Raw genomic sequence first — 21,926 nt, 5'->3', positions numbered from 1 at the left:
GATTCCGCCATCACCTGAAGCTCATGTGGTTGCTGTCGATTTTGTTGACCTCGGCATGGGTGTCGTCGAAGCCGCAGAACGCGCCGCCGTCGTTTTGGCTGTCCCAGGTGCCAGAGCCGTTCTTGCCCACTTTCATCGTGTGCGACGACGACAGCACGCTGCCGTTGCAGTACAGGACGATGGGGTAGGTGCCCTTGACGTAGTTCTTGATGACCAAGTGGTAATAGGAGCAATTCCCCGTGCTACAGCCGTCCGCGCTGGCGGCCGAGGCGCCCTTCGACAGTGTCACGGAAACCTGCGGCGCAGGCAGGGTCGCGGTGCCCGATTTCGAGATCGCTGAGGTCTTGCCGGCGTCATTGACCGCGCGCACCCGGAAGCTGTGGGTGCCGGCTTGGGCCTTCGGGCTCGTCGCGCTCGTCGCCGTCGTGCTGACCCAATCGCCGCCATCGAAGCTCCACTCATAGTGGATCGACTTGCCCTCGATGTCGGTCACTCTGCTCCACGACAGGTTGTATTTCGTCGGGGCGACGTTGTCCTGCTCGATCAGGCTCAGATTCTGCGGCGCGGCGGGCGTGCCGTAGGGGGTGACGGTGGCCGACGCCGGCGACGGGTCTGACCAGCCGTCGACGTTGTGCGCCTGAACAGTGAACGAGTAGCTCGTGCCGTTGCTCAGGCCGCCGAGGGTCCACTGGCGCGCAGAGGTGATCTGCGTGCCGTTCACGTCGACCGTCCACTTCTTGCTTCCTGCGGTGAACTGGTACTTGTCGATGGGCTTGCCGTTGTCGGTCGGCGCGCTGATCGTCATGGTCGCCGTGCGGTCATCGGCCGTGGCGCCGCTGGGGGCCGACATCCGGCTCGGCTTGTCATGGATCGTGACGTTGAACTGCCCGATGACCTGCGCCGTGCGCGCGGGGTCCTTCGTGGCGTCTTCGACGTGGTACTGGATGCTGACCTGGCCCGGGCTCGCCGCGCTCGACGCCTCGACCGTGATCGAGTTCGCCGTGTGCGTGACCGTCACGCCCGTCGGCGAGTTCGCCACGGTGGCGTCGGTGATCGCGAGGGGGGTATCGGGGAACGGGTTGATCCAGTAGGTGTCGCCCACCGCGTTGTCGAGGGTCGTCGAGTTGCCGCGCTGCAGCTCGGCCGTCTGCGGCGGGTTTTTCTGCTGGGCGAGCGGCCGGGTCGAGCTCGTCACCGTGACGTCGACCTCGCCTGGAATCGAGAAGTTGGCGGACTTCACCGCGAAGTGGAACACCGCCGTGGTGTTCGGCTTCTGGGTGACGGGTGCCTTCACCGACAGTGTCGCGCCGCTGAGCGTCGCGGTCAGGCCGTTGACGGTCGAGCTCTCCAGGTCGACGTACTGCAGTTTGTTCAGGATGTCCTGGTTGGGGTGGTAGCTCGCCGCGCGCAGGTCGACCTTCCTGGCGTCCTCGCCCGGCTCGATCTGCACCTTGGGCGGCGTGAACGTCGGGGGCACGTCGGACTGGTCCTTGGAGCCGACGGTGACGGGCAGCGTCAGTCGCGTGATGCGGTCGCTGGTCGCTCCGTCTTCCTTGCCGTCGTCGACATTGAATGAGATGGATGCCTGCCCGCGGAAGTCTTTCGGCGGCGTGAAGGTGAATGACGTGCCAGACCCGCGCACGGTGCCGTGGTCGACGCTCGGCGCACCGGAGAGCGTCGCGGGACGCCCAGAGGGCACGTCGAGGATCTGCCCGAAGCTGAAGGTCTTGGTGCCGTTCATCGCGACCACCTGCTGGCCGAGGCCCGGCTTGATGCGCGGCGCGTCGCTGGTCTTGCGGCTGACCGCGTTCTGGTTCTGGTTGGGGGCCAGTGTCGTCTTGATGTTCTTCGGCGGAATGATGATGAACGCCTTGCCCGTGAGCTTCGTCGCCGGGTCGGTCACCTGATAGGCGATGACCGTGCGCTCGCCCTGAGCACTGACTGTCACCGTGCCGTTCTTGCCGACCTTGCCGAGCTTCGCGTTGGCACCGGTGGTCTGGACCGTGAGGTCGGCGACGGCACCCGACGGGTTCGTCGCGCCGCTGAGTGCGTCGACGTCGACAGAGGTCTTCTTTCCGGCATCCTCGGCGGCGACATAGTGATCGATCGCGGTCGGGTAGCGCGGCTTCGCGGTCTTGGAGACGGTCACCTGTACGAAAGCGCTGGCGTGGCCGCCGTGACCGTTGGTGATCGTGTAGTGCAGGCTGTACACGCCCTCCTTCTTCGGCGCGGTGAACAGCACCGCCGAGCCGTCGGTCTTCACCTCGCTGAGTTCGGAGTCGACCTGGTCGAGCTTCTTCTCGAGCGTGATCGGATACCCGTTGGGGTCGGAGTCGTTGCCGAGGACCTGCACGGAGCCGGTCTTTCCTGGCCGCACCTCGACCTTGTCGTTGACGGCGGTCGGCGGCTGCAGCGACGTCGGGCGGGGGATCACCGCGATGCGGATCAACCCGGTGGCCGTCTTCTTCGCGGTGTCTTCGACCTGATAGTGCAGCTCTTCGGTGCCCGCAGCCGAATCGGCCGCGCGGAACACGAATCCGGTCGCGTTGGTGCCCGAGACGCTGCCGAGCGTCGGCTTGTCGGTGATGCCGTCGAAGAACACCGAGTCGCCGTCGGGGTCGATGCCGTTCAGGGGGATCGTGATCGGCACGGTGCTTCCGGCGAAGACCCGGCCCGTGACGGTCTGCGGTTCGGGCGCCCGGTCGGTCCCCGAGGGCAGCACGTTGAAGATGACCTCGCCCGTGACGGTCTGCCGGTGCTCGTCGGTGATCGAGTACGTGGCGCTGTACGAGCCGGCCTTCGACGGTGCCTGGTAGCGCACGGTCGAGCCGCTGACGAAGGCGGTGCCGCCGGCGCGGGCGGTCGACTTCAGGACAGGGTCGAGGGTGAACGGCTGGTCGTCGGGCGAGTAGTCGTTGTCGAGCACGTTCACCGTGGCGATATCGCCCGCGCGCACGTTGACGGAGTCCGTCACGGCGACGGGCGGCTGGTAGTTCACCAGCGGCGCGACCGGGACCACGGTGATGGTGCCGTCGGCGGATTTGAGGCCGTCACTGACGGTGTATTTCAGCTGCACCTGCTTCTCGAGCACGCCCGGCGAGGTGATCTTGACGAGCGTGTTGTCCAGCAGCTGAAGGTTCAGCGCGCCGGCATCCGCACCGCCCGTCACCTGCTGCACCGCCAGCACCCGCCCGGACGGTGACACGTCGTTGTCGAGCGGCGTCACGCTCGTCGTCTGCCCAGGGTGCACATACGCGACGTCATTCACCGCCAGCGGCGCGGCGGACTTCGCGACCGGGTCGATCACATCGATGCGGATGAGGCCGTCGACCGGCTTCCTGTCGCCTGCACCGAGCGTGTACTTCAGGTAGTAAGTGCCCGTCGTCGTGCCGGTCACCGAGAGGGTGCCCTGGTCCCGGTTGACGTGCACGGTGACCCCGGGGTCCGTCGACGCCGCGTCGTCGAGCACGAGCTGGTCGCCAGATGGCGACGTATCGTTCTTCAGCGGATCGACGGTGGCCTGCCGGCCAAGAGTCACCTGCGCGAAGTCGGGCACCGCCACCTGCGGCAGCGTTCCCTTGGCCTTGACGTTCACCTCGAGGGTGCCGGCGGTCTTCAGCAGGCCGTCAGACACGGTGAACTGCACCGTCTTGGTGCCGACCTGGTTCGAGGTGTTGGTGAACTGGATGTCGCCGTCGGGCGTGAACGAGACGTCATCCTGGCTCGTCGCGGTCGCGCTCTGCAGGAAGATGCTGTCGCCGTCGGGGTCGATCCAGTCCTGCAACACGTTGTAGCTGATCGTCTGCCCGACCTCGACGTCGACCGAGCTCGTGCGGTTCACCTTGGGTGCGCCGTTGTCGCTCGGCGCGTGCACAGCGACCTGGACGTTGGCGGATGCCTCACCGCCCGTGCGCCCGTCCGTGACGGTGTAGCGGAACGACGCACCGGATGACCCGGGTGCTGGGGTGAACTGCAGCGCGCGGCCGCCGTCGATGACATCGAGTTTGCCGGCGGCAGGCGACACGGAGACCGAGTTCTCGACGGTGAGGACGTCGCCGTCGGGGTCCTGGTCGTTGTCGAGCACCGGCAGTACTGTGGTGCGGCCCGCGCGCACGCCGAACGAGTCGTCCTTCGGCTCGGGGCGGTGATTGGTGTCGGTGCGCTTCGCGATCATCTGCTGGTACGGGATCACGACGGGCTCGTCCTCGCCCTTGTCGGACTGCTTCTTCTGCGTCTTGCTGGGCTCGAGCATCTCCCAGTTGCGCACGAGCTTCATGTTCTGCGAGACGATCCAGGCGTCGCCGCTCTGCACGTTGTTCAGCGCGATGACGTTGCGGTTCACGCGGAAGCGCAGGTCGTCGCCGCTGACCGGCTGGTCGATCTGCTGCGACACCGGCGCTGCGCCCTCGCAGGCATACAGGTACCGCCCGCTCGCGGCCCACGCCGCGTAGTCGCAGCCCTTCAGCTGCACGGGCGCCGACACGTCGGCGTTCGACACGGCCGACGGCGTCGTGCCGCCCGCGGCGATCGAGGTCGCGTCGCCCCCGTCGAGTGGGATGCGGAACAGGTGATCGGATGCTGCGACCAGCACGTTCCCGCTCGAGGCGCTGGGCTGCTGAAGCCGAAGACCGGCAGCCGGCAGCTTCAGCGTCTTGTCCGGGGTGCGCAGCCGGGAGCCGCCCTTGTCGAGTACGACGGGCGTGGTGCCGACTGCGGTGATCTGCGGGTCGCCGTCGACCGGCAGCTTGCTCTTCTGAACCGTCGCGCCCGGGTGGACGACCGTGTACAGCGCGTTGTTCGCCGCCGAGACGCCGAAGACCTCGCCCTTCGCGTCGACGACCGCGGCGGCGTCGGCGCCGAGCTTCGCCGCGGGTTTGGTCTTGGTCGGGTCGAAGGCGAGCTGGTTGCTGGCGTCGATGGACCACAGCTCGCCCTTGGGCGAGAGGATCGCGAGGGTGTTGCCGCCGTAGCCGACCCAGGAGTCGTCCGGGATGGTGATCTGGTCGGTCAGGCTCACGTAGGCGGGATCGATCTTCTGCACGGACCCCTTCGAGGCGTCCGTCAGGAAGTAGGCTGCGCCGTTCTGGAGGACGTCGAGGTCGTCTGAGGTGGCGTTGACGGAGGCATCCAGTTCGCCGATCTGGTGATTCAGGCGCCCGCCGAGCAGTTTGCTGGCGTTCGTCACCCACACGTCGGCCGCGTCGAGCTTCACGTCACTGACCGGGAAGCCCTTGTGCAGCACCGCGACAGCGGTCGGCACACCCGCGACCAACGCAAGTGCCGTCACGGACGCGAGCGTGCGGTGCCGCGACAGCGCCTGAAGGATGCCGCCGCCGGTCTTCTCAGTCACCGTCGGACTCCTGCGGCGCGTCGAGCAGGGGCAGGTCCTCGGGTCCGACGAGGTGCGTGGCGACGGCGTACTCGACGAGGCGCGCCCGGCGGCCGGTCGCGAGCTTGCCTGGGCCGCCGCGCAGGCCGGCGACGCCGAGCTTGTCGAGCTTGTCGCACACGTTGTCGAGCTTTCGGTTGAACCGGGTCAGGTTCCAGCCGAGGCGCTCGGCGGCCTCGGCTGAGGTGGGAATCGAGCCACGGCCCGCGATCCGCTCGGTGAGGACCCCCTCGGCCAGTGCCACGATGAGCAGCTTCTGGCTGCTCGTGAGTGTCACCGGCAGCACCGTCGTCGACCCGACCTCGCGCGACAGCACCGACGACGTCTCGTAGACGTTGCCCTCGCTGTGCACCATGAAGTCGTAGGTCGTGGAGCCCGCGCTGAACATCACGTGCAGCTTCTGGAAGACGATGGGCAGCCGCGCGCCGGGCGCCAGCCACGCCTGGACCGTCCCGGACGAATCCGCCACCGTGGCCGTGAGCAGGTTGCCGACGTTCGCGATCCACCACATGCCGTGCTCGGAATACAGCGTGAGGAAGTGCCGGTGCAGGTAGGGGTTGTCGTCGATCGACAGGTCGGCTTCGCGGCCGATCGTGAAGGGCTCGCCCTCACCGACCTCGTACCACTCGCCGATGTACTCGACCTTGAGGCTGCTCGTTAAGCGGGTCTCTGCCTCAGTCACTGGTGCACTCCGTGAGTGGATTGGGTGAGGTGCGGCCCGCGCGCAGAATGCGCACGTCGATACACACCTGCGCGTCCGGGTTCGTGCCGGTCACGACAGCCTTTGGCGATGAGACCGTCTCGTCGCTGGGGTTGGTCGCCTTGAGCGTCCAGACGTACTGGTCGCCCTTCTTCGGTGACGGGTTCGTCCAGTTGAAGGTCACGGTGCCGCCGCTGCGCACGACGGGACCGGCCTTCGGCTCGGGAACGACCTGCACGAGCGGGCCCTGCGCGGTCGCGGCTGGGCTGGGGCTGTGGTGCTTGGGTTGTGGGCGGGCGATGACGCCGATGATGACCATCGCCGCGATCACGGCGACGACGCCTGCCGCGATTCCGATGACGAGCCCCCGGCGCTTGGGGGCGACCGGATGCTGCGTCGCACCGCCCTCGCTCGTCTCGCTCTCTGGCGCGGGTGCCTCGGGGGTCTGTGCGCCGATCGTGCGCGGCCGAAGCATCGTGTGCGTCTGGTCTGAGGCCGGAGCGGGCGCCTGCGGGATCACCGGCGTGATGCCGCGCACCCGCGTCGCCTGCTCCTCGGCGGCCGGCGCCGCGGGCGGGGCGCCGATCGGCCCCGGCGCGGCCTTTGCGGCCTGAGCCTCGACGGTCGCGATCGGGCGGAAGCGGGTTTCGTCGCCGCCGTCGTTCTCGGGCCGACCAAGCGCCTCCGCGCCGAAGCTCGGCAGGTCTATGCCGGTTGGGGAATATCCGAGCTCGAGCTCGACGCGCTGCAGGGCGCGCACGAAGTCGACGGCGGTGGCATAACGGTCGGCGCGCCGCGGCGACATCGCCTTGTTGAGCACCGCGATGAGCGAGCGCGGCACGTCGTCGCGCCCGATCGGAGTGATCGCGCCGCGTTCGATGCGCCCGATGATGTCCAGCGTTCCATTGCTCTTGCCGGGCACCTCGAACGGCGTGCGGCCGGCGAGCACGGTGTGGATCGTCGCGGCGAGTGAGAACACGTCGCTGCGCACGTCGGGGTCCGGGTCGTCCTGGAACATCTCCGACGGCGACCACGGCACCGAGAGCCCGACCGACGCGGTGCCTTCGCCACCGGCGAGCGAGGTGGTGTGCGTGGGCACGTCGCCCTCGAGCGTCGAGGCGATGCCGAAGTCGGTGAGCGCCGGCCAGCCGAAGCCGTTGGTGAGCACGTTCGCAGGCTTGATGTCGCGGTGCAGGATGCCCTGCGCGTGCGCGGCGGCCACGGCGCTTCCGACGCGGATGCCGGTGCGCAAAGCATCCGCCACCTCAAGCGGTCGCACCTTGTAGCGCTCGGCGAGGCTCGGCCCGGGGCAGTACTCCATGACGAAGTACGGCCGCGATCCCTCGGCGAGGTCTGCGTGGTAGATCGTGACGATATAAGGGTGCGTCGACAGCTGCGCCATCACGTTCGCCTCGGCGACGAACTGCCGCCGCGCGGCCCCGTCGAGACCGTCGGTGAGCAGCACCTTCACTGCCACGTCGCGGCGCGGCAGATTCTGCTTGTAGAGGAAGACATCGGCGAAGCCCCCGGAGCCGAGAAGCTTCTCGTACTCGAACCCCGGCAGCACCGGCGGGGTGGAGACCGCGCGCCGCATCAGCTGCTCGCCGCCTGGCTCGTCTCGGTCACCGTGAGGCGCACGCCGCCGCCGAGGTCGACGACGGTGCCCGACAGCGCGCTGGTCGGCTCGCCCTCGCGCAGCTTCTGCGGCGGGCGGCCGGGCAGCGAGATCAGCGTGCCGTTGCGCGAGTGCAGGTCGGTGATCACGACCGTGCCGCCCTCGACCGTGAACCGCACGTGGCTGCGCGAGATGTCGGGGTCGGTGCCGCCCACGGTGACCAGGCGCGGCAACTCGCTGCCGGAGACCTTGTTCGCGCTCGGGCTACGGCCGACGATCACCGGGCGGTCGAGCGGCTCGCTGCGGCCGTCGGGAAGCGTGAGGCGGAACTGCGGCTCGGCGGGCGCCGCCTGGGTCGTCGGCTGCGCGTCTCTCGCGGCCGCCGCCTTCTTCCGCAGCTCGGCGATGTCGGTCGACATCATCGTGAGCCCGTCGTGGTCGCCGATGCCGTCGTCGCCGGCTTGCGCAGGCGAAGCAGGGGCGGGCGCGGATGCCTGATCCTCCGCCTCTTCCTCATCGGGCTGCGGGCGCACCGCCGCCGCCTCGACGCTCTTGAGCTGCGTGATGCCGAACAGGTGGTCGTAGCCCGTCGTGCCCTCGGGCACCGGCAGCGAGTCCTCGTGGAGCTGCGGCGCGGCCGTCGGTGCGGTGGCCGGCGCGGGCACAGGGGCAGGAGCAGCAGCGGATGCCAGCGCCGGCAGCGGCCCGGCAATGGTCTCTTCATCCACTTCGCTCGGAAGAATCGTCTCTTCCGCCGCAGAAGCCGCAGTTTTCGTTTCCGTTGGTCGAGTAGCCCGGGCGAAGCCGGGCGTATCGACACTCTTCTCTGACAAGGAAGTCGAGCTCGAAGCATCCCCGGCACCCACCTCGACCCGGTTCGCCCAGACCGCGCCGTCCACGAGCGGGAGCGCCGAGCCGCCGCCGGCGGCATCGTCGGCGGCGACGGTGAACCCGTCGACCCCCGAGATGAGCTGTTCGTTCCACGTCGTGATGCCGGCGCCCGAGGCGCTGCGCGCACCGCCCGGACCGGAGAACGCGACCTCGACGCCGCCGCGCACGAAGTAGTGCGCGCTCTGGCCGCGGTATTCGACGAGGGCGAAGCTCGGCATTGCGCTGAAGCCGCCCGCAGTCAGCAGATCGAGCACGGCGGGCGCAGGGTCGGTCGAGTGCAGGGCGGCCAGGAACTCCTCAGCGCCGGCGGCGCCTGCGGAAGACCGATCGACCAGCAGCACAGCGCCAGGAATCGCGACCGTCAGCCACCCCCCGGGTGCGGTCGCGTGGACCCTCAACACGCCGCCTTACCCCCTCGGCCTGGTCTCTTCCAGCACGCCGAGCCCCCGCTCGTGCGTCTGGTCTGCGTCTCCGCCAGCGTCGTTCGGGTGAGATTCAACCACGATGGCGGTGATGTTGTCATATCCACCGGCGACGTCAGCCGCGGTGACGAGCTGGTGTGCCACGGTGCCCTCCGGCTCGTCGCCGAAGACGACCTCGCCAGCGAGGATTCCGCTGATCATCTCGGAAGTCAGCAGCTTCGTGAGCCCGTCGGTGCAGATCAGGAAGGTGCGCACCTGGTCGTACGGAAGGATCCAGACGTCGGGCTCGATCGTGTCCTCCGCGCCGAGTGCGCGGGTGATCACATTGCGCTCGGGGTGATGCGCGGCCTGCTCCTGCGTGATGGCGCCGCGGTCGACGAGCTCTTGCACGGCGGAGTGGTCGACGGTCAGCTGGGTGAGCGAACGCCCGTCCCAGCTGTAGACGCGCGAGTCGCCGATGTTCACGACCATCCAGTGCGGGCCGGTCTCGGTCACAACCCGGGCGACGCCCGCGAGCGTCGTGCCCGCGACGGCGAGGCCCACCTCGCCGTGCGTCGAGAGCGAGCGCACCGCGACGTTCGCGTCGGCGACGGCCTCGAGCACATCGTCGGGCGTCGGCTCGCTGCCCGCGGCGACACGCTCGGCGAGCGCCGCGACGGCTGACTGGCTCGCCCGATCGCCGAAGGCGTGGCCGCCCATGCCGTCGGCGACGAAGAACAGGGGGTCGCTCGCGAGGAAGGAGTCCTCATTGATGGAGCGCACTCGCCCCGTCGCGCTGTGCGCGCTGACGTCGACCGACTGCGCCATCCGTTCCCCTCCCATGGTTCTACGAATCGTAGCCTGCCCATGAGTCACGGCGACGTGGGGAGTCCTCCCCATGGTTGTCACCCCCGTGGGGGTCAGCCCGCAGCCGGTGTGATGCCCTTCGGCAGCGCGAAGCTGATGTGCAGCGCATCCGCGTCGATGAGGGTTGAGAACCCGAGCCGCCCGGCTTCGCTGGTGCGCTGCTTGGTCGCCGGAGCGGGGCGGATGTCGCCCGCGAGACTGATCTCGCCGAACGCGGCCGTCTCGTTCGCGACGGTTCCCCCGTTGGTCGCGCTGGCGATCGCGAGCGCGATAGCGAGGTCGGCGGCGGGCTCGGTGACGCGCACCCCGCCCACGGTCGAGACGTAGACGTCGCTCTTGCGCAGGGCGGAGAGCCCCGCCCGGCGGTCGAGCACGGCGATCAGCATCGCGACGCGCGCCGGGTCGACCCCGCTCGTGATGCGCCGCGGGCTCGGCGACTCGGTCGGCACGACGAGCGCCTGCACCTCGACGGGCAGGGGCCGCCTGCCCTCCATCGCGATCGTGACGCAGGTGCCCGAGACCGGAATCACGGACCGCGACAGGAACAGCCCGCTCGGGTCGGGCACCTCGGCGATGCCGTCGCCCGTCATCTCGAAGCAGCCGACCTCGTCGGTCGGGCCGAAGCGGTTCTTGAGCGCGCGCACGAAGCGCAGCGGCGTCTGCCGGTCGCCCTCGAACTGGCAGACCACGTCGACGAGGTGCTCGAGCAGCCGGGGACCTGCGATGTTCCCCTCTTTCGTGACGTGGCCGACGATCAGGATCGGGATGTTCCGCTCTTTCGCGACGCGGATCAGTGTCACCGCCACCTCGCGCACCTGGGCGGGGCCGCCCGCGAGGCCGCCGACGTTCTCGCTGGCGACGGTCTGCACGGAGTCGACGATGACGAGCCCGGGCTTCACTGCGTCGATCTGCCCGACGATCGCCCCGAGCTCGGTCTCGGCCGCGAGGTAGAGGTTGTCGTGCAGTGCCCCGGTGCGCTCGGCGCGCAGCCGCACCTGGCTCGCGCTCTCTTCCGCGCTGACATACAGCACGCGGTCGTACGCGGCCGCCGCCTTCGACGCCACCTCGAGCAGGAGTGTGGACTTGCCGACACCCGGCTCGCCCGACAGCAGGATCGCCGCCCCGGGCACGATGCCACCGCCGAGCACCCGATCGAACTCCACGATTCCGCTCGGCCAATGGCTCGCGGCATCCGCCCGGATCTCGACGATGGGGCGCGCCTGACGCTCGCCGGCGATCGAGAGGGGCTTGAGGGCCCGCAGCACGCCGCTCGGCGCGGCGGCTTCGACGACGGTGTTCCATTCACCGCATTCCGCACACCGGCCGACCCACTTCGAGGTCGACCAGCCGCAGTCGGTGCAGGCGAATGACGTCGCGGTTTTCGGCATGCCCCCAACGCTAGGCGGGGGCACCGACATTCAGCCGCCGCCCCGCTCTCGGCCGCGGAATCAGCGGCATCAGGCGCCGCTCGACGGCCCACGCGAACGCCACGGTCAGCGCCAGCAGCGGCAGGAATACGACCCAGCCGAAGCGCTGGCACGGCTGAATGAGCACGGGGTAGTGCAGGGCATAGAGGCCGTACGAGATCGACGCCACCCACGCCCACACCCGGGCCGACCGCGCGGCGAGCGAGCCCAGCAGCGTGCGCACCGGCGTCGCGAGCAGAAGCAGCAGCGCGAGCGTGATGCCGAAGTGCCGCACCATCAGGAACGGATAGAGCGTCGAGCCGCGGAAGCCGGCGGCGATGACCCCCGCCACCGCCACGGCCGTGAGCAGGGCGAGCCACCCGGCTTCGATCCGCAGCGCGCGGAAGTGGATGCCGCCGTCGAGGTGCGCCTTGGCCGCAGCGGCGCCCGCCCACCACAGGGCGAAATACGCGGTGACGAGCGAGAAGTGGTTCGGCTGCGCGAGGAAGCTCGCGTACGCGGCGACGGCGACCGCGCCCACCAGGTGCCGGGTGAGCTGGGGATGCCTGCGCCAGAGCACCATCACCAGCGGGAAGACCGCATAGAAGAAGAGCTCATAAGAAAGGGACCACAGCGGCGCGTTGTCGAGGTAGGTGCCGCCGACGACGCCGGGCTTCGAGCTCAGGTCGTCGACGCTGAAGAGCGTCGCGAGCGCGCTGCGCCAGGTCGGCGTGTGGTGCGCGACGCCGAGCGCCCAGACCACGGTCGAGACGCCCATCGCGACCAGCACGATCGGATAGATGCGCCGCGCTCGCCGCAGGTAGAAGGCGCGCAGCTCGTGCACCCGATCGGCCTCGTTGGCGAAGATCACGAAGCCGCTCAGCAGGAAGAACACCATGACGGCCTCCTGCGCGAACGACAGCGACCAGGTGATGGCGGCCGGCATCGGCAGCGCCGTCGACACGTGGTGCAGCACGACGTAGACCGCGCTGCATGCCCGGGCCGCGTCCAGCCCGGCCCGCGCCCGAGTTGACAGGCGCGGCGCGTGTGGCGACGCGGCGGGCGCGGGCGCAGAAGGGGGCGCGGATGCCTGCGCGGGCGCCGCCTGGCCAGGCATCCGTGTCGCTTCTTCAACCGCCGTCGACATCTGTCCAGCCAACGTGCCCAGCCTGGGCGTTACCCAAACGTTACGTGGCTATGCCGTGGCAATCGGGGCCCGCTAGCCTGCCGAGGTGGGCGATGCGACGCGAGAGGACGGGCTCGGTCTCCGCCTGCTCACCGCGCTCTCGGTGCTGGCGGCGACCGCGCCGCTGTCGATGGATTTCTATCTGCCGTCGTTCCCCCAAGTGCTCACGTCGCTGCACACCGACGCAACGCAGGTGCAGCTCACCATCACGGCGTTCCTCGTGGGGCTCGGCATCGGGCAGGTGGTGTGGGGCCCGATCTCCGACCGCTTCGGGCGCAGGCGGCCACTGATCGTCGGGGCGGTCGCGACGGTCGTGTTCGCGGCTCTGTCGGCGCTCGCACCGAACATCGAGGTGCTGATCGGGGCGCGCTTCCTGCAGGCGCTGACGGGAGCGGCGGGCATCGTGATGAGCCGTGCGATCATCGCGGACCGGCTGCAGGGGTTCCCCGCCGCCCGCGCGCTGTCGCTCATGCAGACGATCACGGCGGCCGCGCCGATCGTGGCGCCGGTCGTGGGCGGTCTGCTCGCGGGGCGGGTGTCATGGCGCTGGGTGCTCGGCATCGTGTTCGCGATCACGGTCATCCAGCTGATCGGGCTGCTCACCAGCATCCCCGAATCCCTGCCGCCCGAGCGCCGCGCCGCGCGCCTGCGCTTCGGCCACCTCGGCTCGTTGCTCGCGCGCCCGGCGTTCCTCGGCTACACCGCCACCATCGCGTTCACCTTCGCGCTGATGATGGCCTACATCTCAACGTCGTCGTTCGTGTACCAGCGCGTGCTGGGGTTCGCGCCGTGGCAGTACGGGCTGCTCTTCGCGCTCAATGCGTGCGGACTGCTGCTCGGTGGCGCGGCGTCTGCTCGACTGGCGCGCCACCGAGTCCATCCCGTCCGCATGGTTCGCATCGCGGTGCCGACCGCGTTGGGCTGCGCGCTCGTGCTGCTGGCGATCGTGCTCTCGCCCGTGCCGACGTGGCTCATCGTGTTCCCGCTGTGGGTCGCGATGCTCTCTGTCGGATTCATCCAGGGCAACACCACCGCCCTCGCGATGGCGCACGCACCAGATGCAGCCGGGGCCGGCAGCTCGCTCATCGGCGGCGTGATGTCTCTCGTCGGCGGCGCGATCTCGCCCCTCGGCGGCCTCGCCGGGGACGACACGGCGGTGCCGTTCGCGCTCGTGATGGCCGCGAGCGGCGTGTGCGCGCTCGCCGCGTTCATTGCCGCGCGGATGTCTGTGCGGCGCGACCCGCGGAGTGAAGCGGCCTTCGCGTAGCTCGTGGCGCCCGATCGTGCGCCGAATTTCTTCTGGCGGCGTTCGTGAATAGGAATCAGCATCCGGTCCGGTCAACGGCCGGCGAGAGTCTGAGCTTGCTCAGTGCAACAGCCTGCGCTCGCGAGCGACACGGATCGCCCCCTCGCGCGTCTCGACTCCGAGCTTCCGGTACAGGCTGCGCAGCTGCGTCTTGACCGTGTTCTCGGAGACGAACAGGCTGCGGGCGATCTCGGCTCGGGTCGCGCCCGCCACGAGTCTCGACAGCACGGCGGTCTCGCGGTCGGTCAGGGCGGTCATCGGGTTCACGGCACGGAGCACTGCCGCCGGCCACCCCAACTGCTCGATCTGCATGGCGAGCTCATCGCGGTCATGCTCGCGCACCCAGGCGAGCAGCTGATCCGACCGCCAGCTGGGCACGAGTGCGGCCGCGTAGCGCACGCCGCTTGCGCGCATCATTCCGATGGCCCGGTGCAGCCCGTCGAAGGCCGCCTCGTCGTGCCCGAGCCGCTTGTTGGCGGCGACGAGCAGGGTGAGCGCCTCGATACTCGCGCGGGGGTGCGCCGTCGCGAATTCCGGGTCGTCGTAGCCGCGCAAGGCATCGATCGCACGTTGCGGGTGCCCGAGGGCGAGCTGGGCCCGCGCGCGGGCGAGAGTCGGCAGGATGCCCGTGCGTGACCCGCGCCCGACGATGCCGAGCGCCTCGGCCGGGTACCCCGCCGCGAGCAGGAGCAGGACGTGAGCGCCGTCGACCCACTCCTGCTGCCCCGCGGTCAAGGTCGCGCGGGCGCCGCGGCGGCGATGCGCGACGAGGGCGGTGAGCCCCTGCACGGCATGCCCGGCGCTCACGTCGATCACGGCCTGCAGGTACGCCACGACTCCCCAGTGCTCGATCGTGTCGAGGTGCGGAATCAGCGCATCCAGCTCGCGCTGCGCCTCATCGAGGTCCTCGGCCTCGAGCGCGAGCACCGCGCGCGCGATGCGGTAGAAGGCGCCGGTGTACGAGTCGTGCCAGCCTTCGATGCCGGGCTCGATCTGGGCCGCGGCCACGTAGCGCCGCGCAGCCGGAAGGTTGCCGAGCAGCGCCTGGAACCCGGCGGCCAGGGCCAACGTGTGCCCGCGGCGCTCCGGCTCGTCCTCGGCGAGGGCCAGTTCGACGTGCTCGAGCGCCCTGGGGACGTCGCCGACGGCGAAATAGCTGATGGCGAGGTGGTTCAGCATCGCGATCAGATTGCTGCCGAGGCGGGCGCGCGCCTCCGGCCCGAGCTCGGCCAGCGCGGCATCCGCCCGCTCTGCCGCGATCTTGGTGCGCTCGTCTCGGCCGAGCACGCGCATGCTCGCGCTCTCGATCGCGGCCAGCAACGCGCGCGCCGCAGGGTCCGCAGACGGGTGCCGCCGGCTGTCGAGTGCCGCGAGCGCGAACAGCTCGATGGCCCGCATGCGCCTCGTCGACTGCGCGTTGTAGTGGAGCGCGAGCAGCATTTCGAGCACGGGCGCCTGGCGCAGCGCGTGCCGCGAGACCCGGGCGAGAAGCCTCTCGACCTGCGTGCCGTGGCCGCGCAGCAAGCCGAACCAGTCGGTGACGGCGACCTGGCTCGCGAGCTGCAGGTCGTGTGCGGCGATCGCTTGGCTGAGCGCGTCGAACGTGCGAGCGGATGCCAGTGCGTGAGTCGCCGCAAGACGATGCAGTCTCGGCAGTTCGTCGCGCAAGGTGCGCTCGGCCTCGTCGCGCAGCGCAGCGAGAACCGCGGGGGAGTAGCGGAACTCGGGGTCTGTGGTGCCGAGGTTCCACGTGCCGAGCCCCGCCTCGGCCTCCGCGCGCAGCAGCGCGGGTGCGTCGGGGCGGCCGGTGAGCTCGCGCGCGAGGCCGCCGTCCACGGCGTCGGCGATCGAGAGCCGCAGTGCGAACTGCGGGTCAGCGGCGTATGCGGCAGAAGCGGCGCGAAGCGAGTGGATCGACTCGGTGACAGTGGCGCTCAGCTCGCGCGCCAGCTCGGAGCCATGCAGACCCGTCGGGACACCCGCCGCGGCGATGGCGCGGGTAAGAATCGGCGTTCCTGCGGTGGCCGCGAGCACCGCATCGAGCATCGCGTCGTCGGCGCTGCTGCCGAGCAGTTCCGCGAGCTCGTCGCGGTCGAACGCGAGTTCGTCGCCGGTCACGACGCGCGGCGCAAGGGTGATGCCGAGCTGCGTCGCGTCGAGTGCGCTGCCTGGCCGGCCCAGAGCGATAACCCGCAGGGGAACGCGCGGCAGGATCGCGACCAGGTCTTCGACCGTCTGCTGCTCGAGCAGGTGCGCCTCATCGATGACCAGAAGCACCTCGCGGGGCAGGCGCAACAGGGTTCGCACGACGACGGGCCGCAGCTCCGGCACACCGGCGAGGGTTTCGGCTGTGACGACCGACGACGCTGCGGGGTCGAGCAGGCCGGCATCCGCCAGTCGCTCGATGGTGGCCGCCCAGAACGCGGCGCTCGTCGCCAGCCCGGCCACGACATCGACCCATACGCCCTCGGCGTCGCGCGCGGAGCTCCACCCGGCAGCGGCGATCGTCTTGCCCGCACCGGCGCCCGCGCGGGCGATCAGCAGCTGCGCATCGGTGTCGAACAGGCGCCACACGCGCGGGCGCGCCACGAAGGCCGCAGGAACGCGGGGAGCCCCAAACACCGTGGCCACGGCGCCAGCTTATGAGGAACAGTCGAATACTCGACATGGGGTAGACCAGGCTGTGCACCCCGGAGTGGGGGTGGGGCGGGTGAACTGGGTGGGTGAAACGCGGCGATCGCGCCGCAGGGCCGACGAGCAATCCGGCGCCCGTTCGTAACTTTGCATCACGGCCGCCGTCGAACTCTCCCCCTCCAAAACCCGGGCGGCGGCCGTTCACCCCGTCGTGACCATGCCGATGGGCACCCAGGCGGTCGACGCCGGTTGCGCACTTCCTGCCGGTGGGTCCGGCCACGCCAGTCGCCATCGCCGGTTAGCCTCGACCGCATGCGCGACGCGACGAGGCATCGCCCCCCGATGGGCTGGAACAGCTGGGACTGCTACGGCACCACCGTCACCGAGAGCGAGGTGCTCGCGAACGCGGAGTTCATGGCCGAGCGGCTGCTCGAGTTCGGGTGGGACACCGTCGTCATCGACATCGATTGGTCAGACCCCGCGGCCCGCAGTCACGGCTACAACGCCGGCGCCGCCCTGTGCATGGACGACTACGGCAGGCTCATACCCGACCCCGTGCGATTCCCGAGCTCGGCGGGAGGCCGCGGGTTCGGCCCGCTGGCCGAGAGGATTCACGCGCTCGGGCTGCGGCTGGGCATTCACACGATGCGCGGCATTCCGCGGCGCGCGCTCGCCGCCGGCACGCCGATTCTCGGCACGGATGCCCGCGCTTCTGACGTCGCGGACACCGGGAACGTCTGCGAGTGGAACCCCGACATGGTCGGCCTCGACCACTCCCATCCCGCCGCGCAGGCGTACTACGACAGCACCCTGGCGCTCTACGCGCAGTGGGGCGTCGACTTCATCAAGGCCGACGACATGCTCTGGCCGTACCAGGCCGCCGACATCGAGGCATACGCCCGCGCCATCCGGCGCAGTGGCCGCGACATCGAGCTGAGCCTCTCGCCCGGTCGCGACCTGTCGCTTGCGCATCTCGATCACCTGCGCGAGCACGCGACGATGTGGCGCGTCTGCGACGATCTCTGGGACCGGTGGGAAGACGTCGAGGCGAACTTCGCCCGCTTCGCCCGCTGGGCACCCGCTGCCTCGGAGCAGGGGTGGCCGGACGGCGACATGCTGCCGCTCGGTCGCATCGGCATCAGGGCGGAGCGCGGCGAGCCGCGCCATGACCGCCTGACCGCCGCCGAGCGCGTGTCACTGCTCACCCTCTGGTTCATCGCGCGCTCGCCGCTGATGATCGGCGGCGACCTGCCGAGCAGCGACCCCGACACCGTCGAGCTCTTCCGAAACGCCGGCGCGCTTGCCGTGCACCGCGACTCCCACCACAATCGCGAGCTCTTCCGCGAGGGCGGGACCGTGATCTGGGGCGCCAACGGCCCAGGAGAGGTGCGCTACGCCGCCGTCTTCAATCTCGCGGGCGCGGGCCGCGAGCTCGTGGTCGATGTGCGTTCGCTGGCGTTTCCGGCGGGGAGCGGCGCGCTGACCGAGCTGTGGTCGAAGCATCCGCTCGTCACCGAGAGCGTGAGCACGCAATCGGATGCCGCGCGCGGCGTCGCCCCCGGCAGCCGTGCGCTGCGACTCGATCTGCCGGCGCACGGCGCCGCCCTCATTCGCTGGGAGCCGGTGGCCGAACAGTGACCGGCTCGCACTGATTCAGGCCTCGTCACGGCGGGCGACGGCGACGACGTAGCGGCATTCGACCGACCCGGGGTTGTGGAACTGGCGTGCGGCGGGCTCGCCGAGCTGGAAGACGTCGCCCGGGTGCAGCTCGTGGCGCCGATCGTGGTCGATCAGCACCAGGTCACCTGAGATGACCCAGACGAGCTGCCTGATGAACGCGTATGCCGCAGCGGGGTAGCTGACCTGCGCCCCGGGCGGCAGCAGCACTTCCGTGAGATCCGTCGGAAAGCCTGCCGGGGAGAGCTGGCGACGCTGGTAGCCGGTCTCGGGGTCGCGCCACAGCGGCAGGTCGGACGCGCGGCGAACGGTTCCGATTCGGATTCCGGGATGCTCCGTCTCGGTGCGCAGCAACGTCGAGATGCTCAGCTCGAGCGCGCCGGAGAGCTTTCCGAGGATCGTGGCCGTCGGGCTGCTCTCGTCGCGCTCGATACGGCTGATCATGGCGCGCGACACTCCGGAGAGTGCGGCCAATTCTGACAGCGACCAGCTTCGGCGCTCGCGCTCAGCGCGAAGACGCTGTCCCAACGAGTTCATGCCGTCTACGATAGTGGACGTGCAGATGACGGTTGGTGACGTGATGATCCGTCCGGCGACGGCCGCCGATGCGGGTGGCATCCGTGAGATCCGAAATGACGCGATCCTCACGAGCACGGCGATCTGGACGGGCATCACTCAGAGCATGAGCGAGGCGGCCGCCTGGGTGGATGAGCACCTCGAACGCGATTCGATGGTTGTCGCAGAGTGCGACGGCTTTGTGCTCGGATACGGATGCTGGGCCCCGTGGCGCGCGAAGGAGGGCTACCGCTTCACCGCAGAGGACTCGGTGTATCTCGCCGACGGCCATCGTGGTCGCGGCATCGGCGCGCTGTTGCTGAACGCGGTGATCGCATCGGCGCGGGCGGCGGGGATGCATACGATGATCGCCGATATCGAAGCGGGGAACCTTGCGTCGATCGCACTGCATCAGCGTCTCGGATTTGAGACGATCGGAACGGTGAAGCAGGCGGGCACCAAGTTCGACCGCTGGCTCGACCTCACGATTCTGCAGCTGATGCTGTGAGCTCGGCGTTGTCCTCGCAACGACCGACAGAAGCTCGCGTCGACCCCCGTTGATGGGCGATTCACATTCCTAGACGATCGCCTATGCTCGAGCTATTGGGTTCGCCGCAAGAGCCCTGATGTCCGGAAGGGGCGCCCGCATGCACGAGTACAGCGCCGCCTCGCCGACCGCGATCTCGCTGCCGCCGACGAAGCCTATGGATCTCAGCTACCTGGTCGAGGCGGCGCTGCACCCCGATCGGCCCGCGAGCAAGGGTGAACCGAGACCGGAAGATGACGAGGGTCCCGGATAGCATCGAACGTGCACCCTGAAGCGATTCCCACAATTGCCCTGCTCGGCGACGACCGAGGTCACATCAGCCACCGCGAGTTGAACGCACTGATCCCTCGGTTGGGTGATGAGTTCGGCGTCGTCGCGGAATGGGTGCCGACTGACTCCCTCTTCGATGTGCGCGACTACGACGGCATCTGGCTGGTTCCCGGGTCGCCGTATGCGTCTGATGATGCGGTCTATGAGGCGCTGACGGCCGTGCGGGAGAGCCAGCTCCCGTTTCTAGGCACGTGCGGCGGAATGCAGTACGCCGTGATCGAGTACGTGCGCAACGTCATCGGCGCGGCCGCCACGCACGCCGAATCGGACGGCGAGGCCGCCGACAACGCGGTCGAGGTATTGGCTTGTTCTCTTTACGGGGAGGAGCGGACTGTCACTCCGGTCGCGGGGACTCAGTTCCACAGCTGGTGCGACGGCCCATTCACTGGGATGCACTTCTGCAACTACGCCCCAACCGTGCAGGCGATCTCCGCGCTCGAGGACGCAGGCGTGGTCGTCGGAGCCCGGGCCGAGGACGCGGGCGCGGAGGTGCTGGAGTTCCCCGGGGATGTGTTCTTCGTCACGAGCATGTTCCAGCCGCACATCGGGGCGAGCACCGGCGCTCCGATTCATCCGCTGATCCGGGCGTTCATTTCAGCAGTGGCCGGCGCGGCCTCGCGGGGGCCCGCAAAGGCCGTCGAAGCGTAGATCCGCACATCGGGCGGCGGCCTGGAGTGCTGAGCGTGCACCGCTGCCCAGGCGTCGCGGGTCTGCGCAGTTTTCGGCTTATTGTCGTCAATGTCGGCGTTTTGGGAGAGCGTTCGATGTGCGGCCTCGCTCGCAGCTGAGTGGCATCGGAAATGCCTCGCGTGAGCGGCGCTCCGGCGCTGGCCGCATACGCCAGTGCGCCGGTCCGGGGATGTATTTCGTGGGGTTTTTTATCGCTCGTGTGTGGGACATCAATGACCGCAATAGATGAGTTGCGCGCGGCACTGCGCGAAGACCGGTGGGAAGACATCGACCGTCTCTTCAATCGAAGCTTCTTTGCGCTCCTGCTGACCGATCCCGAGCTTGTGTACGAGGCGCTCGACACTGCGCCCGATGAGTGGTACCGGGACCACCCCAGACATCTGATGACTCGCGGAATCGGTGCAGCTCGGGGACCGTTGCCTCTGGTGGGTTCCGAAGCTGAAGAGGCGTTCTCCGCATGGGTGGCCGCACAGCCGCAACCGGCGGCCCGAGATCAGCTCGGCGTCCTGTCTGCTCGGTTGCGGGCACTGATGTCCTCGCAGCGCTTTTTCGAGGCCGAACAGATCGCCGATCGGATGATCGCAGTCATCCGGGGGGCCCGCGAGCACGCCGGGTTCCCGGACGTCCTGCCGACCGCGTTGCTACGCATCGGTACGGCGAAGCTACTGGTCGGCGACGCCGCCGCCGCGACGCAGTTGTTCGCAGAGGCGCATAGGTGGGCCAACATCGGCCCCGTCCATCCGATCGAATCGCTCGTGAAGGATCATCTGGCGCTGGCAGCAGCCCTGGGAGAGGACTTCACCGCCGCCCGACGTTGGCTCGAGGACCGCGGGCGCCGCACCACCTTGGCCCATGGTTTGCGCTACCACTATGAGACGGTCGGGCTCGTGACGCGTGCGCTGATCGCGGTCGGCGGCGCGGATCCGCAGGCGGCACAAGCGGCGATCCAAGATGCCGACGACGAGGGCACCTACTTCAGCGAGATGTGGTGGGTTGCCGTACACGCGCGAGCTCGGTTCGAGCTGTTCTGGGGCGACCCGCACGAGGGCGTCTCCCACATTCGACGGCATCTGCAGCTGCGGGGCGGCACAGCAGCGCCTGCCCTCGCGAGCAAGCTCCTGCGCGCGGACATGGCGGACCTCTTCATGATGCTAGGTGACCTCTCGGCGGCAGAGCGGGAACTCAACGCTCCCGATGGCGCCCGTCCTCACCCAGCCGTACGGCTCTCGAAGGTTCGGCTGGAACTGCTGCGTCGACGCGGCGATATCGCTGCGCGATTGCTTCACGAGGCGGAATCCGAAAGCGGCGTCACTCCGAGTCTCTCCGTGCTTCGCGCGCAAGTGGAGCGTGTGGCGTGCGGCGCAGTGTCCCATCGCGCCGCACGCCGCGCGGCTTTTCTGCTGCGTGACACCGGAGCCCGCATCGCGCTCTTGGAGGCAGACCGGGAGGTTCGATCGCAGCTTGAGGCGCTGTCAGACGACGATGCGGTTTCCGGTGCGAACAGCTACCTTTACCGTCCCCGCGCAAACCTGACTCGCCGCGAAGCCCAAATCCTGCGTGCACTGCGTCAATTCGGCACGACCAAAGAAGTGGCGGCCGCACTGCACCTGTCGCCGAACACGGTAAAAACGCATCTCAACTCTCTCTACCGGAAGCTCGACGTCCACACTCGCGACGAGGCGCTGCAGCACTACCCCGAGTAGACCCCCGGAACGGGGGACGCCGAGGGTGA

General features: G+C 69.2%; 15 protein-coding genes. 6 read left to right on the top strand and 9 right to left on the bottom strand.

All coding sequences use genetic code 11. From position 1 onward, the window contains the following. Positions 1-10 precede the first annotated feature (10 nt). From ABD736_RS08655 to ABD736_RS08625, 7 genes are all read right to left on the bottom strand, one after another. Positions 11-5,350: an Ig-like domain-containing protein gene (locus ABD736_RS08655; RefSeq protein ID WP_344791345.1), complete on the bottom strand. Its 5,340-nt coding sequence runs from the start codon at positions 5,348-5,350 to the stop codon at positions 11-13. Beyond that, a complete protein-coding gene (locus ABD736_RS08650) occupies positions 5,343-6,071 on the bottom strand; it encodes an FHA domain-containing protein (RefSeq protein WP_344791344.1) in 729 nt (242 codons plus the stop codon). The genes ABD736_RS08655 and ABD736_RS08650 overlap by 8 nt, the downstream gene beginning before the upstream one ends. Further along, a complete protein-coding gene (locus tag ABD736_RS08645; protein ID WP_344791343.1) occupies positions 6,064-7,683 on the bottom strand; it encodes a serine/threonine-protein kinase in 1,620 nt (539 codons plus the stop codon). The genes ABD736_RS08650 and ABD736_RS08645 overlap by 8 nt, the downstream gene beginning before the upstream one ends. Continuing rightward, positions 7,683-8,993: an FHA domain-containing protein gene (locus tag ABD736_RS08640; protein ID WP_344791341.1), complete on the bottom strand. Its 1,311-nt coding sequence runs from the start codon at positions 8,991-8,993 to the stop codon at positions 7,683-7,685. Before ABD736_RS08640 ends, ABD736_RS08645 begins: the two co-directional genes overlap by 1 nt. Before the next feature lie 9 nt (positions 8,994-9,002). Beyond that, positions 9,003-9,839 carry a PP2C family protein-serine/threonine phosphatase gene (locus ABD736_RS08635; RefSeq protein ID WP_344791340.1) on the bottom strand — a complete coding sequence of 279 codons (837 nt, stop codon included), beginning with the start codon at positions 9,837-9,839 and terminating at the stop codon, positions 9,003-9,005. 77 nt (positions 9,840-9,916) lie between these two features. Then, positions 9,917-11,251, bottom strand: a complete 1,335-nt coding sequence (radA, locus tag ABD736_RS08630; RefSeq protein WP_344791339.1) for a DNA repair protein RadA — start codon at positions 11,249-11,251, stop codon at positions 9,917-9,919. A gap of 10 nt (positions 11,252-11,261) precedes the next feature. Next, positions 11,262-12,386, bottom strand: a complete 1,125-nt coding sequence (locus ABD736_RS08625) for an acyltransferase family protein (RefSeq protein ID WP_344791338.1) — start codon at positions 12,384-12,386, stop codon at positions 11,262-11,264. A 115-nt stretch (positions 12,387-12,501) separates the two neighbouring features. Here ABD736_RS08625 and ABD736_RS08620 point away from each other — a divergent pair, with 115 nt between their 5' ends. Continuing rightward, a complete protein-coding gene (locus ABD736_RS08620; protein WP_344791337.1) occupies positions 12,502-13,722 on the top strand; it encodes a multidrug effflux MFS transporter in 1,221 nt (406 codons plus the stop codon). Positions 13,723-13,821: 99 nt separating this feature from the next. Here the strand turns inward: ABD736_RS08620 and ABD736_RS08615 are convergent, their stop codons facing one another. After that, positions 13,822-16,392 (bottom strand): LuxR C-terminal-related transcriptional regulator, encoded by a 2,571-nt coding sequence (locus ABD736_RS08615; protein WP_344791336.1) that lies wholly within the window; start codon positions 16,390-16,392, stop codon positions 13,822-13,824. Between the two features lie 315 nt (positions 16,393-16,707). On the opposite strand from ABD736_RS08615, the gene ABD736_RS08610 reads away from it, so the two are divergent. Then, positions 16,708-18,033 carry an alpha-galactosidase gene (locus ABD736_RS08610; protein ID WP_344791335.1) on the top strand — a complete coding sequence of 442 codons (1,326 nt, stop codon included), beginning with the start codon at positions 16,708-16,710 and terminating at the stop codon, positions 18,031-18,033. 15 nt (positions 18,034-18,048) lie between these two features. Here the strand turns inward: ABD736_RS08610 and ABD736_RS08605 are convergent, their stop codons facing one another. Next, on the bottom strand, positions 18,049-18,609 hold the full coding sequence (locus ABD736_RS08605; protein ID WP_344791334.1) for a helix-turn-helix domain-containing protein: 561 nt from the start codon (positions 18,607-18,609) through the stop codon (positions 18,049-18,051). 13 nt (positions 18,610-18,622) lie between these two features. On the opposite strand from ABD736_RS08605, the gene ABD736_RS08600 reads away from it, so the two are divergent. The 4 genes from ABD736_RS08600 to ABD736_RS08585 all read left to right on the top strand — a co-directional run bounded on the left by ABD736_RS08600 (position 18,623) and on the right by ABD736_RS08585 (position 21,897). Then, the gene (locus ABD736_RS08600; protein ID WP_344791333.1) at positions 18,623-19,135 is read left to right on the top strand and encodes a GNAT family N-acetyltransferase; all 513 of its coding nucleotides are present in this window, start codon (positions 18,623-18,625) and stop codon (positions 19,133-19,135) included. A 139-nt stretch (positions 19,136-19,274) separates the two neighbouring features. Beyond that, entirely contained in the window at positions 19,275-19,427 is a 153-nt protein-coding gene (locus tag ABD736_RS08595) for a hypothetical protein (RefSeq protein ID WP_344791332.1), read from the top strand. A gap of 8 nt (positions 19,428-19,435) precedes the next feature. Beyond that, positions 19,436-20,152 carry a glutamine amidotransferase-related protein gene (locus tag ABD736_RS08590; protein ID WP_344791331.1) on the top strand — a complete coding sequence of 239 codons (717 nt, stop codon included), beginning with the start codon at positions 19,436-19,438 and terminating at the stop codon, positions 20,150-20,152. 254 nt (positions 20,153-20,406) lie between these two features. Further along, positions 20,407-21,897, top strand: a complete 1,491-nt coding sequence (locus ABD736_RS08585) for a helix-turn-helix transcriptional regulator (protein WP_344791330.1) — start codon at positions 20,407-20,409, stop codon at positions 21,895-21,897. Positions 21,898-21,926 lie beyond the last annotated feature (29 nt).

Source organism: Gryllotalpicola daejeonensis, assembly GCF_039538145.1.
Lineage (GTDB): Bacteria > Actinomycetota > Actinomycetes > Actinomycetales > Microbacteriaceae > Gryllotalpicola > Gryllotalpicola daejeonensis.
This window is presented reverse-complemented; position numbering and strand designations above follow the sequence as displayed.